The following is a 13,776-nucleotide window of genomic DNA, read 5'->3' as shown; positions in this document are numbered from 1 at the left end:
TCGGCCGCCGCCGCGCTCGACGCCGACCCCGCCACCGGCTGGCTGCTCGCGCTCGGCTGGAAGCTGAGCGCGGCCGAGCTGCGCTGACCCGATCCGACTTTCATGTCCCCACCGAACAAAGGTATCTCCATGACCGAACATGTTCTTCCCGCACCGACCGTCGGTGCCACCACGCACCGCCGAAGATGGGCCGGCTGGCACTGGCCAGCTCCATCGGCACCACGCTGGAGTGGTACGACTTCACCGTCTACAACATCATGGCCGCGCTGGTCTTCAACGCGGTGTTCTTCCCGTCGTTCGACCCGCTGACCGGCACCATCCTGGCCTTTTCGACCTACGCGGTCGGCTACGTTTCGCGCCCGCTGGGCGGCGTGGTGTTCGGCCACCTGGGCGACCGGCTGGGCCGGCGCTTCGTGCTGGTGGCCACGCTGGTCATCATGGGCGTGTCGACCGGCCTCATGGGCCTGCTGCCCACGTACGCCACCTGGGGCATCTGGGCGCCGGTGGCGCTGGTCGCGCTGCGCTTCGTGCAGGGCGTGGCGCTGGGCGGCGAATGGGCCGGCGCGGTGCTGCTGTCGATGGAGCACGGCAAGAGCGACGAGCGCGGCCGCAACGCCTCGTTCACGCAGGTCGGCCCGTCGTGCGGCACGCTGATCGGCACGGGCTTCATCGCCATCGTGTCGGCCTGGCTGAGTCCGGAAGAATTCCAGAACTGGGGCTGGCGCCTGCCGCTCATCTCCAGCGTGGCGCTGGTGCTGTTCGGCCTGTGGCTGCGCCGCGGCGTCGACGAGACGCCCGTGTTCCGCGAGATGGAAGAAAAGAAGGCCACCGCCAAGACGCCCATCAAGGAAGTGTTCACGCAGCACTGGCGCAGCCTGCTGGTGGCCGGCGGCTCGCGCATCGGCTCCGACGTGCTGTACGCGCTGGTCGTGGTGTTCACGCTGACCTACGTGACGACGGTACTGCACCTGTCGCGCCCGCTGGCGCTCACCGCCACGATGATCGGCGCGGCCTGCAACGCGGTTGCCGTGCCGTGGTTCGGCGGGCTGTCGGACCGCATCGGCCGCCGGCCGGTCTACATTGCCGGCGCGCTGCTGGGCGTGGTGTGGGCCTTCGTGTTCTTCGTGCTGATGGACAGCGCGCACCCGGTCGCCATCTGCGCGGCGGTGGTGGTCGGCCTGCTGATCCACGCCATGATGTACGGCCCGCAGGCCGCCTTCGTGACCGAGCAGTTCCCCGGCCGCGTGCGCTATGCCGGCGCCTCGCTGGCCTACACGCTGGCGGGCATCCTGGGCGGCGGCTTCGCGCCGCTGATCATCGCGAGCCTGTTCAAGTCGTGGGGCAGCACGCTGGCCGTGTCGCTGTACGTGTCGGCCGCGCTGGGCATCACGCTCGTCGCGCTGCTGGTGGCCCGCGAAACGGCCAAGCGCCCGCTGGAAAACTGAGATGGGCATGCGTTTGCGTTTTGCCTGCGAGACCGTCGAAGCCGACGGCACCCGAAGCACCGCCCTGCACACCGTCGCGCCCAGCGCGCTGGTGGTGGCGGGCTGGACCGGCCGCGACGTCGCCGCCATCGAACACCACATCGAGGAACTGGCCGCGCTCGGCGTGCCGCGCCCGTCGAGCGTGCCGCTGTACTACCGCGTCGCCACGCAGCTGCTGACCCAGTCGCCGGCCATCGAGGCGCTGGGCGACCAGAGCTCGGGCGAGGCCGAGCCGGTGTTCTTCTTCTCGCGCGGCGAGTGGTGGCTGAGCGTGGCCTCGGACCACACGGACCGCCATGTCGAGAGCTACTCGGTCGCGGTGTCCAAGCAGATGTGCGCCAAGCCCGTGGCCGACACCGCCTGGCGCTGGGCCGACGTGCAGGCCCGCCAGGACACGCTGGAGCTGCGCTCGCGCATCTTCGAGGACGGCCGCTGGGTCGACTACCAGCGCGGTACGCTGGCGTCGATCCGCCCGCTGGCCGCGCTGCGCGACGCATGGCCCATGCCGACCCCGCGCCAGAAGGCCTGTTCATGACCTGTGGCACGCTCGGCGCCTTGCCCAATGCGAAGGGCGAAGGCATCCGCCCCGCCGCGCAAATGGAAATCGAGTTGCACGACCCGCTGCTGCGGCGGCGCATCGTGCATCGTTATGCGGTCGAAGCACTGCCCGTGGTGGCCTGACGATGAACAACAACCCCAACGACCTCACCATTTCTTCCTTGAATGCGCGCATCGCGCGCGGCGAGCTGTCGCATGAAGCGCTGCTCGAGCAGGTGCTCGACGCGGCCGCGCAGCCTGCGGCGCGGCATGTGTTCACGCGCCTGTACGCCGACGCCGCGCTCGCGGCGGCACGCCATGCCGATGCGGCGCGCAAGGCCGGCGTCGAACTCGGTCCGCTCGCCGGCCTGCCGGTGTCGGTGAAAGACCTCTACGACATCGCGGGCGAAACCACCATGGCCGGCTCCGCCGTCTGCGCGGGCGAGCCCGCGGCCACGCACGACGCAGCCGCCGTGGCAAGGCTTCGCACGCAGGGCGCGGCCATCGTCGGCAAGACCAACATGACGGAGTTCGCGTTCTCGGGCGTGGGCATCAACCCGCACCACGGCACGCCGCGCAACCCGGCCGACACGGCCACGCCGCGCATCCCGGGCGGCTCGTCTTCCGGCGCGGCGGTGTCGGTCGCGCTCGGCCTCGCCGTGGCCGGGCTGGGCTCGGACACGGGCGGCTCCATCCGCATTCCCGCCGCGCTGTGCGGCATCGTCGGCTTCAAGAGCACGCAGTCGCGCGTGCCGCGCACCGGCGCCTTCGAACTCGCGCGCTCGCTCGACACGGTCTGCGCCATGGCGCGCAGCGTGCAAGACTGCCTCACGGTCGACGCCGCCGTGGCCGACGCGCCGCTCGCGGTGCGCCGCCGCCCGCTGCAGGGCATGCGCCTGGCGGTGCCGCGCACGCTGATGTTCGACGACATCGAGCCCGCCGTGGCCGCCGCCTTCGAGCGCGCATTGCAAGCGCTGTCGAAGGCCGGCGCGCAGATCGTGGACATCACGCTGGCCGAGCTCGCGCAGATCGCGACCGTCAACGCGCCCGGCGGCTTCTCGCCGGTCGAGGCCGCGGCCGTGCACCGCGAGCGCTTCGCCGCCAAACGCGAAGGCTTCGACGCCCGCGTGGCCGCGCGCATCGCGCTGGGCACCGAGGTGCGCGCCGCCGACTACATCGCCATGCAGGACCGCCGCCGCGACTGGATCGGCCGCCTCGAGCGCGCCATCGAAGGCTTCGATGCCCTGGTGTGCCCCACGGTGCCGATCGTCGCGCCGCCCATCGCCGCGCTGGCGGAAGACGCGGCCTTCTTCAAGGCCAACGGCCTGCTGCTGCGCAACACCTTCGCGATCAACCTGCTCGACGGCTGTGCCTTCAGCCTGCCCTGCCATGCGCCGGGCGAGCTGCCGGTGGGGCTGATGCTGGCCTCGGTGCGCGGGGACGATGCGCGGCTGGCGGCCGTGGCGCTGGCCGTGGAAGCGGGGCTGCGGCAGGCCTGAAGCAACCATTGGCGCAGCGTTGGCCGCGCGGCGGGCAAGCGACATCCGGCGAGGGCCCGGCGCCTTCATCGGCTATCGTTTCGCCCATGTCGCTCGCCCAACCCTCGCTCACCGGCCCCCGCCTTCTCCTTCGCCCGCTGCTGGCCAGCGACGCGGCGGCACTCGTCGAGGCCGCCGCCGACGGCGAGCTGTGGAATCTTGCGTTCACCGTCGTGCCCTCGGCCGACACGGTCGATGCGTACATCGGCAACGCCCTCGCCGGCCAGGCGGCGGGCACCGTGATGCCCTTCGCCACCGTGCTGCGCGAGAGCGGCAAGGTCATCGGCTCCACGCGCTTCTGGAAGATCGACCGCATCAACCGCAAGCTGGAAATCGGCAGCACCTGGATCTCGGCCGCGTGGCAGAAGACCTTCGTCAATACCGAGGCCAAGCTGCTGATGCTGCGCTTCGCTTTTGAAGAACTGCAGTGCGTGCGCGTGCAGCTCACCACCGACGAGATCAACGCGAAGTCGCGCGCGGCCATCCTGCGGCTCGGCGCGAAGCAGGAAGCATCGTGCGCCACGAGCGCATCATGCCGGACGGCCGCAAGCGCAACTCGGTGCGCTTCAGCATCATCGACGACGAGTGGCCGCAGGTGAAAGCGCAGCTCGAGGCGCGGCTTCAGGCCACGCAGGAGCGCCGCGAATGACCGCCGCCGCCCTCGTCGTTCCCACGACCGACGCCCATTTCGAGAGCCTGCACCGCGCGTTCGATGTCGTCGCGCGCGAGCGCAAATACCTGGCGAACACGCAGGCGCCGCCGCTGGCGACCTCGATCGCCTTCTACCGCCACCTGATCGCCAACGGCTTTCCGCACTTCGTGGCGCTCGACGGCAACAGGGTCGTGGGCTGGTGCGACGTGGCGCCCGTGTTCGGCCACGCGCGCGCGCACATCGGCGTGCTGGGCATTGCGCTGCTGCCCGAGGCGCGCCACCAGGGCCTCGGCCAGGCACTGCTGCGGGCGGCCATCGACAAGGCCTGGGCGCGCGGGCTCACGCGCATCGAGCTGTCGGTGCGGGCGGACAACCTCAACGCCAAGGCCCTGTACGAGCACATGGGCTTCATGCACGAAGGCCTGCAGCGCCATGCGACGCTGATCGACGGCATTTACCACGACGCCCACGCGATGGCGCTGCTTCGCTAGACTGGGCCTTGATCGTCGAACGGAGAGCGCCCATGTGCCGCAGCATCAAGACCCTCTACAACTTCGAGCCGCCCGCCACCGAGCAGGAAATCCGCGCGGCGGCCCTGCAGTTCGTGCGCAAGCTCAGCGGCTTCAGCGTGCCGTCCAAAGCCAATGAAGAAGCCTTCGAGCGCGCGGTCGGCGAAGTGGCCGCCACGGCGTCGCGGCTGATCGACTCGCTGGTGACCACCGCCGAGCCGCGCGACCGCGAAACCGAAGCCGAGCGCGCCAAGGCCCGCTCGGCCGTGCGCTTCGGCCAGCAGCAACGGCAACAGCCCGCGTGATCGAGGTCAGCTTCAACGGCCAGCCGCGCGCCATCGCCACGGCCGAGGCGCTGCGCCTGGCGCTCGACAACGAATTCGGCGCCGTGCCCCGCTGCGAACTCTGGCTCGGCGTGCCCGAGGGCCCTTCGCTGTGCATGCTGCGCAGCGGCCCGCACGCATGGCTCATGTACCTGCGATACCCGGGCGACCACGGCTTTGCCTCCGAGGGCGACGCCACGCGCTGCGGCACGGCGGCGTACACGCTCTCCAACGGGCAGGTCGACGAGTACCCGCTGTCGTGGTGCATCGACCTGCCGCAATGCCATGCGGCGCTCGCCGACTTCTTCGCGCACCCGGACCGGCGCCCCGGCGGCGTCACGTGGCGCGAGAGCTGAGCCCCAGCCCCGATAACCTCCCGCCAGCAGCCCGGCATTGCATTTGATATGGTGCTTTCCAGCGCCACCATGCGAATTCCGAGCGTATGAAAAAGACCTATACCGGCGGCTGCCACTGCGGCGCCGTCCGATTCGAAGCCGACATCGACCTGAGCCTGGGCACCCTGCGGTGCAACTGCTCCATTTGCACCAAGACCCGTTTCTGGCCCGCCGCGGTCGCGCCCGACGCATTTCGCCTGCTGGCCGGCGAAGAGGAACTGACCGAGTACCTGTTCAACACGCGCCAGAACCGCCACTTCTTCTGCCGGCACTGCGGCGTGCGCTCCTTCGGCCTGGGCAACATGCCCGACAACGGCGGCAAGATCTACGGCGTGAACGTGACCTGCCTGGACGACGCGGAACCCGAAGAGCTCATCAACTCGCCGATCACCTACGTCGACGGCCGCAACAACAGCTGGCACATGCCGCCGGCCGAAACGCGGCACCTCTGATACCGTTCGAAAAAAACCACCCCACCGGAGACCACCCCCATGCCCATCGAACTCTGGCTTGCCTTCGTCGCGGCTTCCATCGTCCTTTTGATCATTCCGGGGCCCACCATCCTCACGGTCATCAGCTATTCGATGTCGCACGGCCGTCGCGCCAACGTGCCGCTGGTGGCCGCCGTGGCGCTCGGCGACTCAACCGCGCTGGTGGTGTCGCTGCTGGGCCTGGGCGCGCTGCTCTCGGCCTCGGCCTTCTGGTTCACGGTGGTGAAGTGCGCCGGCGGCCTGTACCTGCTGTACCTGGGCATCAAGCTGCTGCGCGCGGGCATCTCGGCCAGCGAAGTCGCCAAGCCGGCCGCGCCCGTCTCGCGCTGGCGCCTGTTCGCCAACACCTACCTGGTGACGGCGCTGAACCCCAAGGGCATCGTGTTCTTCGTGGCCTTCCTGCCGCAGTTCATCAGCCCGTCGGTCGACGTGACGCGCCAGATGTGGGTGCTGGCCACCACCTTCGTGGTGCTGGCCGCGACCAATGCCACGCTGTATGCGGTGTTCGCGGGCTCGGCGCGCAAGCTGCTGTCGTCGCCGCGCGCGCAGCGGCGCTTCAACATCGCCGGCGGTTCGCTGCTGAGCGCGGCGGGGCTCTGGGCGCTGATGGCGCGCCGGCCCGGCTGAAAAAACCGCACCCCCGAAAAAAAGACCGCGAAGCCTTGGTGCCTCGCGGTCTTTTTCGTTGGGGGGAGACCGATCAGTTGCGGTACGGGTTGCCCGGGGCGCGGTCGTAGCGGTTGGGCACGCCGTCGCCGTCCCGGTCGCGGTCGTAGCGGTTCGGCACACCGTCGCGGTCGCGATCGCCGTAGTGGGCGCGCGGCGGCGGCGGGCGGTCGTAGGGTGCGACCACGCAGCCGGCCAGGATGGCCGATGCGGCCAGCAAGAGGGCCAATGTCTTCGTCATGCGAGTTCTCCTTGGAGTGTGTGTGGATCCGGCCTTCGCCTCCTGCGAGCCGGTAGTGCATTGAAGGCCACGCCGGTACGCATCGGGTTTCCGCATGAAGGCTCTTGCGTGAAGTCCGTTACCGGATGTGGAACGTGCTGTGAACTTTGGAATGAAGTTTTCACCCCCGCAAGGCGGTCGGCGGCGCGTGTGCGGGTAGGCCGTCTTCCCGAGGTGCTTCGCGGAGAATGTCACCGCCTCATACTTCCTGAAACGACGTTCTCTCCCATGCAGCCCGCGCCCTTTTCTTTCTCCCGCAAGGCCCTGGCCGTGGCCCTGCTCGCGGCTGCCTGCGCGCACCCGGCATGGGCCTTCGTGAGCTTCGAGGAAGTGAAGCGCGACTTCCGTTCGTCCGACACCGCCGTGCTCGACCGCAACGGCGAACTGCTGCAGCGCGTGCGCACCGACCCCACCGTGCGGCGCGGCCAGTGGACGCCGCTGGCCGACGTGTCGCCGGCCCTGCGCACGGCCATGGTGATGAGCGAGGACAAGCGCTTCTACGAACACAGCGGCATCGACTGGCGCGCCGTGTCGGCCGCCGCCTGGGGCAACCTGTGGAACACGCGCACGCGCGGCGCCTCGACCATCACGATGCAGCTGTCGGGCCTGCTCGACGACGACCTGCGCCGCACGGCCGGCGGGCGCAGCTTCACGCAGAAGATCGGCCAGACGGTGGCCGCCGCGCAGTTGGAGCGCCACTGGCGCAAGGACCAGATCCTAGAGGCCTACCTCAACACCGTGCCGTTTCGCGGCGAGATCGTGGGCATCGACGCGCTCTCGCGCACGCTGTTCGGCAAGGCGCCGAGCGGGCTCGATGCGCGCGAAGCCGCCGTGGCCTCGGCGCTGGTGCGCGCGCCCAACGCCAAGCCCGCGGTGGTGGCGCAGCGCGCGTGCGAGGTGCTGCGCGTCATGGAGCCGCAGCAGAAGACCGATTGCGAAGCGCTCGACATGTTCACCAGCGCGGCGGTGCAGCGCCGGGCCTTCGATGCGAACGAGGGCATTGCGCCGCATGCGGCGCGGCGGGTGCTGCGGGAGATGAAGGAGGCGGATGCGGGGGCCGCCCCCACCCCGCCCCTCCCCCAGCGGGGGAAGGAGAAAGACAAGGAGGCGAGCGTGCGCACCACGCTGCGTGCGCCGCTGCAACGCTTTGCGCTGGACACCTTGCACCGCCACCTGCGCGAACTGCGCGACCGCCACGTCGAAGACGGCGCGCTCGTGGTGCTCGACAACACGACCGGCGAAGTGCTCGCCTGGGTCGGCTCGTCGGGCCCGCTGAGCCAGGCGGCCGAGGTCGACGGCGTGACGGCGCTGCGCCAGCCCGGCTCCACGCTCAAGCCGCTGCTCTACGGCCAGGCGATTGCCGAGCGGCGCCTGACCGCGGCCTCGCTGATCGAGGACTCGTCGGCGCAGATCAGCACCGCCAGCGGCCTCTACATTCCGCAGAACTACGACCGCCGCTTCAAGGGCCCGGTGTCGGCGCGCACCGCGCTGGCCGCGTCGCTCAACGTGCCGGCCGTGCGCACGCTGGTGATGGTGTCGCCCGAAGCCTTCGCGCGCGAGCTGCGCGCCGCCGGCCTGCCGCTGCGCGAAAGCGGCGACTACTACGGCTACAGCCTGGCGCTGGGCAGCGCCGAGGTGTCGCTGCTGTCGCTCACCAACGCCTACCGCATGCTGGCCAACGGCGGGCGCTACGGCACCACGACGCTGACGATGCGGCCCACGGCCGCGCCGCTGGACAAGTCGAAAGCCGCCGAGCCGCCGCTGCTGGACCCGCGCGCCGCGTTCATCGTCGGCGACATCCTTTCCGACCCCAACGCGCGCACGCGCACCTTCGGCCTCGACAGCATTCTCTCGACCCGCTTCTGGACGGCCGTGAAGACCGGCACCAGCAAGGACATGCGCGACAACTGGGCCGTGGGCTGGTCGCAGCGCTACACGGTGGGCGTGTGGGTCGGCAACGCGAGCGGCGCGTCGATGTGGGACGTGAGCGGCACCAGCGGCGCCGCGCCCGTGTGGGCCGAGGTGATGCGCTTCCTGCACGCGCGCGAGCCGAGCCGCGCGCCCGCGCCGCCGCCCGGCCTGGTCCAGGCACGCGTGGAGTTCGGCCCCGGCACCGACGGCGGCCCGCTCGAAGCGGCGCGCAGCGAATGGTTCCTGCAGGGCACCGAGCAGCCGCTGTTCGCGCTCGACACCGGCATGGCGGACAGCGCCGCGTCGGCGCGCATCACGTCGCCGTCCGACGGCACCATCATCGCGCTGGACCCCGACATTCCGCCGCTGCGCCAGCGCGTGCGCTTCGAGTCCGAAGGGCGCGGCGTGCAGTGGCGCATCGACGGCAAGCACTTTGCGCGCGGCAACACCGCGCAGTGGCTGCCCTGGCCGGGGCGCCATGTGATCGAGCTGGTCGACGGCACCGGCAAGGTGGTCGACCAGCGCCGCATCGAGGTGCGCGGCGCGGGCGTGGTGGCGAAGAACACGAAACGGTGAGGACAGTCTTCGCCGTTCGGGACACGACAACAGGAGGACGGTTTCCGATGGAATCTCGCAGCAGGCCGCTGGCGGCCAGGGCATGGCTCTGCCTTTTCATGACGATGGCCCTGGCATGGGCGCTGTGCCTGCCGGCGCAGGCCAAGCCGGTGCCCGTGCCCGCGATGGCCTCGCGCGTGGTCGACCTCACGAAGACGCTGGACGCGAGCGACGCCAGCGCATTGCGCCAGGACATCGCCGAGATCGAGCAGAGCACGCAGGCGCAGCTCGCGGTGCTGATCGTGCCGACCACGGGTGAAGATTCGATCGAGCAGTTCGCCACGCGCGTGTTCGCGCAATGGAAGCTCGGCCGCCGGGACGAGGACGACGGCGTGCTGCTGCTGGTGGCGCTGAAAGACCGGCGCATGCGCATCGAGGTCGGCACGGGCCTGGAAGGCCGCATCACCGACATCCAGGCCGCGCGCATCATCGACGGCGAGATGACGCCGCGCTTTCGCGGCGGCGACTTCGCGGGCGGCGTGAAGGCCGCGGTGGCGTCGCTGTCGGCGCTGATCAGCGCGCCGGCCGCGCAGGGCGTGCAGGTCATCGAAGAAGAGCCGCCGCAAGAAGAACATGAGCCGTCGCTGCTGCGCCGCGCGGTCGACACGTTCTCCGCCGACTCCAGCCAGTCTCGGACCAACCTGGGCATTCTCGGCGTGATGCTCTGGACCATCGGCGTGGGCGCATGGCACGGCACCCGGCCGCGCCAGCCTTCGGGGCCGCGCGTGGTGGCGCACGGCACCGGCAAGCGCGGCCGCAAGAGCCGGCGGCAAAGCGAGCGCGATGCGCAGCGCGAAGCAGCGCTCTGGGCCGACCTGAAGACCGAGGGCCCGCCGCCCAAGCGGCGCTACTGGCCCACGGTGCTGCTGCTGCTCGCGACCGGCCCGGTCGCGCGATGGTGGCGCTGCGGAATTTCACGCTGCTGTTCCTGGTCTTCGGCCCGATCTGGTTCATGTACCCGGTCGGCTACCTGTCGGGCCGGTTCAGGACGGCGCGCTACGTGTTCATCTGCATCGCGCTGGCCATCGCGGCGCTCGTGGGCCTGGGGTTCTACCTGGGCGCCGACAAGGTGCCGTGGATCATCGTGGGCGTGTTCGTCACCTGCTTCGTCGGCATCGGCCTTGCGGCGGTCGTGGTCGGTGTGCGCGTGCATTGGCAGCACAGCGTGACCGGCTTCATGGTGCGGCTGGCACTCGTGGCCGGTGTCGTCGGCTTTGCGTTCGTGCAGTTGGAGCCCGGGCCGGAGCCCGACGAACTCTGGCTCGCCATGGCGCTGGTGAGCTTCATCGCGCTGGTGTTCGGCTTCTTCCCCGCCACCGGCGGCAGCCGCGGCTCGGGCGACGACGACGACAGCGGATGGAGCAGTAGCAGCAGTAGCAGCAGCAGCGATTCGTCGAGCAGCAGTTCGTCGTCGTCCGACAGCTCGTCTTCGGGCGGCTCCAGCAGCGGCGGCGGCGCCTCCGGCAGCTGGTAGCGCGTCAGTCGACCTTCACGCTGAACAGCACCGCGCCCGTGCCGCCGGGCGCAAGCGAACCGGCGAACTCCCAGCGCAGCCCGCCCGTGCCGCCCGCCGCCTGCGCGGTGGCGCACGCCACGGTGGGCGCGGGCGCGGCATTGGCCGGCGTGTTCTTGCCGCAGCCCGTCAGCGAGGCCGGCGTGGTGCCCGCCTGCGCGGCCACGAAGCTGGTGTATTGCGGCGTGGCGTCGTTCACCGTCATGCCGGTGATGGGCGTCGTGCCGTTGTTGGTGTAGGTGACGCGGTACTCCAGCGTCTCGCCCGACTTGGCCTGGTTGTTCACACCGAAGCTGCCGCCCTGCGTGACGTTGCGCACCTCTTTCTTCAGCTCCAGCGCGCTGTTCGACACAGTCGTGATGTCGAGCACGGTGTAGCTCGCGCTCAATGCGGGCGCGGCGTTGGTGAAGTCGAAGCTCGCCTGCACGGTGCTCTTGTTGTTGGCGCCGTTGCCCGCGTTGGACGGAATGAACACCTGCACCACCAGGCACACGTTCTGCCCCGCCGTCACCGTGAGCGCCGCCGGGGGCGGGTACAGCAGCGCGGCGCCGGGCTGCAGCGCGCCGGTGCAGCCGGTGTCGGCAAAGATCTTGCCGCTCCAGCCGCCGGCGGCGGGCGTGTCGACCGAGCTCGCGATGGCGAAGCTCACGGCGCCGCCGGTGCGTGCGATGAAGGTGTGCGCATAGCTCACGGTGCTGCCCGGCAGGCCGCTGCGCGCGCCGTCGGCGGCCAGCGTGTTGCGCTCCACGTCGCCGAAGTTCAGGGGCGCGGTGCCGGTGCCGCTCCAGCTGAAGGCGATGCGCTCGGGCGTGCCGCTGCGCGTGTAGGTGTAGCTGGTGCCGCCGACGGCCACCGCCGAGCCCGAGGGCAGCTTCGTGTTGCCGGCCGATGCGCCGGTCGACACGCGCGTGCCGGTGGCGGCCTGCTCCACGCACAGCGGCGCGTTGGCCGCGGTGGCGGCGGGCACGTCGAGCGCGTAGTTGCCGCCGCCGTCGGTGGTGGCGCTCGACAGCACGGTGGCGGCGCAGTTGGTCAGGCGCACGGCCACGCCGCGATGCCGGCCTCGCCGCCGTTGACGACACCGTCGTTCGCAATGCCGGCGCCCGCGCCGTTGTCGAGGAACACGCGCCCCGCCACGCTGTAGCCGAAGCTGTTGACGAAGGTGCAGCTGATGTTCGCACCCGCCACCATCCGGCTGGCGGGCACCACGAGCTGGTTGCCCGCGAGCGTGCCGAAGGTCGCCGACGGCGTGGCGCTGGCCGCGTCGACGCAGCTCGCCGAAACCGGGTTGGCCGGCCAGCCCGCGGGCACGCTTTCGCGGATCGACACCTCCAGGCCCGGCGTGCCCGTGAGGTTGGCCGCGCCGCCCACCGTGCCGGCGCCGGTGACGCTGATGCTGTCGCTCGCGGCCGAGAGCCCGCTGAGCGCGAAGCCGAACACGTTGGTGCCGCTGCCGCTGGTGGTGGTCTTCACGACGCGCAGCCGGGGCTGCGGCGAGGTGTAGGTGTTGGTGAAGGTGCAGACGACGTTGCTGCCCGCCACGGTGGCGGCCGCATCGAGCGTCAGCTTGCGGTTGGGCAGGTCGGCGGTGGCCGTGCCGCCCGCGCCGAGGCCAGTGCAGCTCGCGGCGGTGAGCGCGTAGTTGGCGGGCGGGGCGTCTTCGGTGATCGTCGTCACGGTGCCCGCCGATGCCAGCGTCTGCGGCGGGCCGGCCGCCGGTGTGCCGGCCGTTGCCGTGGTGATGGTGTGCGCGGCAACGCCGTTGCTGCCGGTGAAGCCGAACGCGCCGGTCGCGTTGATCGAGATCTTGCGGACCGTGACCGTCGTCAGCGGCGCGAACCTGTAGGGCTGCGGGCTGGGCAGGTAGCTGTTGCCCGCCGCCGTGAACGTGCCCGACAGCGCCGTGCCGCCGACCGTGACGGACGTGGCGGCGTAGGTGCCGGCCACGGTGCTGGTGGCCGTGACCTGGCAGGTGCCCGCCGCCGTGGTCGTGCAACTGCCGGCCGCGCCCACCGCGCCGCCGTTGAACGCGACGTTGCCCGTGGCGCCGAAGTTCACCACCGTGCCCGCGCCGACCGGGTTGCCGCTCGCGTCGCGGATGAAGACCTGCAGCAAGTCCTGCGCGCCGCCGTTGGCCGGCTGGTTGTCGTTCGCCACGCGCAGGCCCGACTGGGCCGCGGCGGCCGGCCCGGCGACCACCGTGGTGCCGGCGCTCGCGCAGCTCAGTGTGGCGCTCGACACGCAACCCGCGCCGGGGTTGCTGGCCGGCGTTCCGATGCCGCTCACGTTGACGTTCGCGTAGTTGGTGAATGCCGTGCCCGCCGCCGTGGGCGACGTGGTGGTGAGCGTGAACCCGCGGCTCTGCGACGCGGGAATGCCGCCCGAGACAGTCACCGTGCAGGTCAGCAGCGCGCCCGCCGCGCTCGGCATGGTGCCGCACGCCACCGACGTGCCGGTGCCCGAGGGTGAAACCGCGGTGGCCGCCACGCCGGGCGGCAACTGCTCGCGCACGACCACGGTGTTGCCCGTCGCGACAAAGCCGTTGTTGGTCAGCGTGAGCGTGTACGCCAGCGCCGCGCCCGAGCTCACAGTGGCCGGCGCCGACTTGTCCAGCGTGAGCACCGGCAGGTTGTACTGGATCACCACGAGGCCGTTGCCGCCGCTCGCGTCGCCGCCGCCGCCCAGGCCGATGCCCGACACGTAGTGCGTATCGCCCGTGCCCGCGGCCGCGCCGCCGGTGTTGTCGTCGGGCGAGTTCGCGCCCCGCGTGTTGGTCGAGCCGGTGACGCCGCCGACGTAGCTCGAGCCCCCGCCGCCCATGCCGTTGGGCGCGGTGCCCTGGCACAGCCCGCCGCCGCCGCC

At 70.9% G+C, this 13,776-nt stretch carries 13 protein-coding genes and 2 pseudogenes; 12 read left to right on the top strand and 3 right to left on the bottom strand.

All coding sequences use genetic code 11. The features are described 5' to 3' along the window. The first annotated feature begins 185 nt into the window (after window positions 1-185). The 9 genes and pseudogenes from BMG07_RS35920 (at window position 186) to BMG07_RS35880 (ending at window position 6,556) form a co-directional block, all read left to right on the top strand. Entirely contained in the window at window positions 186-1,445 is a 1,260-nt protein-coding gene (locus BMG07_RS35920) for an MFS transporter (RefSeq protein WP_198088494.1), read from the top strand. 7 nt (window positions 1,446-1,452) lie between these two features. Further along, window positions 1,453-2,165, top strand: a pseudogene (locus tag BMG07_RS35915) (DUF2848 domain-containing protein). 2 nt (window positions 2,166-2,167) lie between these two features. Then, the gene (locus BMG07_RS35910) at window positions 2,168-3,520 is read left to right on the top strand and encodes an amidase (protein ID WP_198088493.1); all 1,353 of its coding nucleotides are present in this window, start codon (window positions 2,168-2,170) and stop codon (window positions 3,518-3,520) included. An 86-nt stretch (window positions 3,521-3,606) separates the two neighbouring features. Next, window positions 3,607-4,208 (top strand): annotated as a pseudogene (locus tag BMG07_RS35905) (GNAT family N-acetyltransferase). After that, window positions 4,205-4,702, top strand: coding sequence for a GNAT family N-acetyltransferase (locus BMG07_RS35900; protein WP_198088492.1), 498 nt, complete (start codon window positions 4,205-4,207; stop codon window positions 4,700-4,702). The pseudogene BMG07_RS35905 and the gene BMG07_RS35900 overlap by 4 nt, the downstream one beginning before the upstream one ends. A 32-nt stretch (window positions 4,703-4,734) precedes the next feature. After that, on the top strand, window positions 4,735-5,025 hold the full coding sequence (locus BMG07_RS35895; RefSeq protein WP_198088491.1) for a DUF2277 domain-containing protein: 291 nt from the start codon (window positions 4,735-4,737) through the stop codon (window positions 5,023-5,025). Beyond that, window positions 5,022-5,399 (top strand): Imm1 family immunity protein, encoded by a 378-nt coding sequence (locus BMG07_RS44475; protein ID WP_198088490.1) that lies wholly within the window; start codon window positions 5,022-5,024, stop codon window positions 5,397-5,399. The genes BMG07_RS35895 and BMG07_RS44475 overlap by 4 nt, the downstream gene beginning before the upstream one ends. Before the next feature lie 86 nt (window positions 5,400-5,485). Next, window positions 5,486-5,890 (top strand): GFA family protein, encoded by a 405-nt coding sequence (locus BMG07_RS35885; RefSeq protein ID WP_198088489.1) that lies wholly within the window; start codon window positions 5,486-5,488, stop codon window positions 5,888-5,890. Window positions 5,891-5,929: 39 nt separating this feature from the next. Then, complete coding sequence (locus BMG07_RS35880; RefSeq protein ID WP_198088488.1) at window positions 5,930-6,556, top strand: LysE family translocator; 627 nt, start codon at window positions 5,930-5,932, stop codon at window positions 6,554-6,556. A gap of 73 nt (window positions 6,557-6,629) precedes the next feature. Here BMG07_RS35880 and BMG07_RS35875 read toward each other — a convergent pair whose 3' ends face one another. Further along, window positions 6,630-6,836, bottom strand: a complete 207-nt coding sequence (locus BMG07_RS35875) for a hypothetical protein (RefSeq protein WP_198088487.1) — start codon at window positions 6,834-6,836, stop codon at window positions 6,630-6,632. 267 nt (window positions 6,837-7,103) lie between these two features. Here BMG07_RS35875 and pbpC point away from each other — a divergent pair, with 267 nt between their 5' ends. Genes pbpC through BMG07_RS35860 form a run of 3 tightly spaced genes read left to right on the top strand, consistent with a single transcriptional unit; the run spans window position 7,104 to window position 10,875 of the window. Further along, entirely contained in the window at window positions 7,104-9,362 is a 2,259-nt protein-coding gene (pbpC, locus tag BMG07_RS35870; protein WP_198088486.1) for a penicillin-binding protein 1C, read from the top strand. A 47-nt stretch (window positions 9,363-9,409) separates the two neighbouring features. After that, the gene (locus BMG07_RS35865) at window positions 9,410-10,570 is read left to right on the top strand and encodes a YgcG family protein (RefSeq protein WP_198088485.1); all 1,161 of its coding nucleotides are present in this window, start codon (window positions 9,410-9,412) and stop codon (window positions 10,568-10,570) included. Next, on the top strand, window positions 10,471-10,875 hold the full coding sequence (locus BMG07_RS35860) for a hypothetical protein (RefSeq protein ID WP_198088495.1): 405 nt from the start codon (window positions 10,471-10,473) through the stop codon (window positions 10,873-10,875). The genes BMG07_RS35865 and BMG07_RS35860 overlap by 100 nt, the downstream gene beginning before the upstream one ends. Before the next feature lie 4 nt (window positions 10,876-10,879). Here the strand turns inward: BMG07_RS35860 and BMG07_RS44470 are convergent, their stop codons facing one another. Then, entirely contained in the window at window positions 10,880-11,962 is a 1,083-nt protein-coding gene (locus tag BMG07_RS44470; protein ID WP_307867244.1) for a hypothetical protein, read from the bottom strand. Further along, the coding region (locus BMG07_RS43440) for an Ig-like domain-containing protein (RefSeq protein WP_269759734.1) at window positions 11,947-13,776 on the bottom strand (1,830 nt) is incomplete at its 5' end. The genes BMG07_RS43440 and BMG07_RS44470, both read right to left, overlap by 16 nt.

Source organism: Variovorax sp. E3 (assembly GCF_016082275.1).
Classification (GTDB): Bacteria; Pseudomonadota; Gammaproteobacteria; order Burkholderiales; family Burkholderiaceae_C; genus Variovorax.
The sequence above is the reverse complement of the archived record's forward strand: the minus strand, read 5'-3'. Positions and strand labels throughout refer to the sequence as shown.

Excerpts from the sequence above, each read along its gene's own strand:
- BMG07_RS35920 (WP_198088494.1), top strand. The coding sequence starts at position 186 with ATGGGCCGGCTGGCACTGGCCAGCTCCATCGGCACCACGCTGGAGTGG.
- BMG07_RS35865 (WP_198088485.1), top strand. The coding sequence starts at position 9,410 with ATGGAATCTCGCAGCAGGCCGCTGGCGGCCAGGGCATGGCTCTGCCTT.
- pbpC (WP_198088486.1), top strand. The coding sequence starts at position 7,104 with ATGCAGCCCGCGCCCTTTTCTTTCTCCCGCAAGGCCCTGGCCGTGGCC.
- BMG07_RS35885 (WP_198088489.1), top strand. The coding sequence starts at position 5,486 with ATGAAAAAGACCTATACCGGCGGCTGCCACTGCGGCGCCGTCCGATTC.
- BMG07_RS35900 (WP_198088492.1), top strand. The coding sequence starts at position 4,205 with ATGACCGCCGCCGCCCTCGTCGTTCCCACGACCGACGCCCATTTCGAG.
- BMG07_RS35880 (WP_198088488.1), top strand. The coding sequence starts at position 5,930 with ATGCCCATCGAACTCTGGCTTGCCTTCGTCGCGGCTTCCATCGTCCTT.
- BMG07_RS35895 (WP_198088491.1), top strand. The coding sequence starts at position 4,735 with ATGTGCCGCAGCATCAAGACCCTCTACAACTTCGAGCCGCCCGCCACC.
- BMG07_RS35875 (WP_198088487.1), bottom strand. The coding sequence starts at position 6,836 with ATGACGAAGACATTGGCCCTCTTGCTGGCCGCATCGGCCATCCTGGCC.
- BMG07_RS35910 (WP_198088493.1), top strand. The coding sequence starts at position 2,168 with ATGAACAACAACCCCAACGACCTCACCATTTCTTCCTTGAATGCGCGC.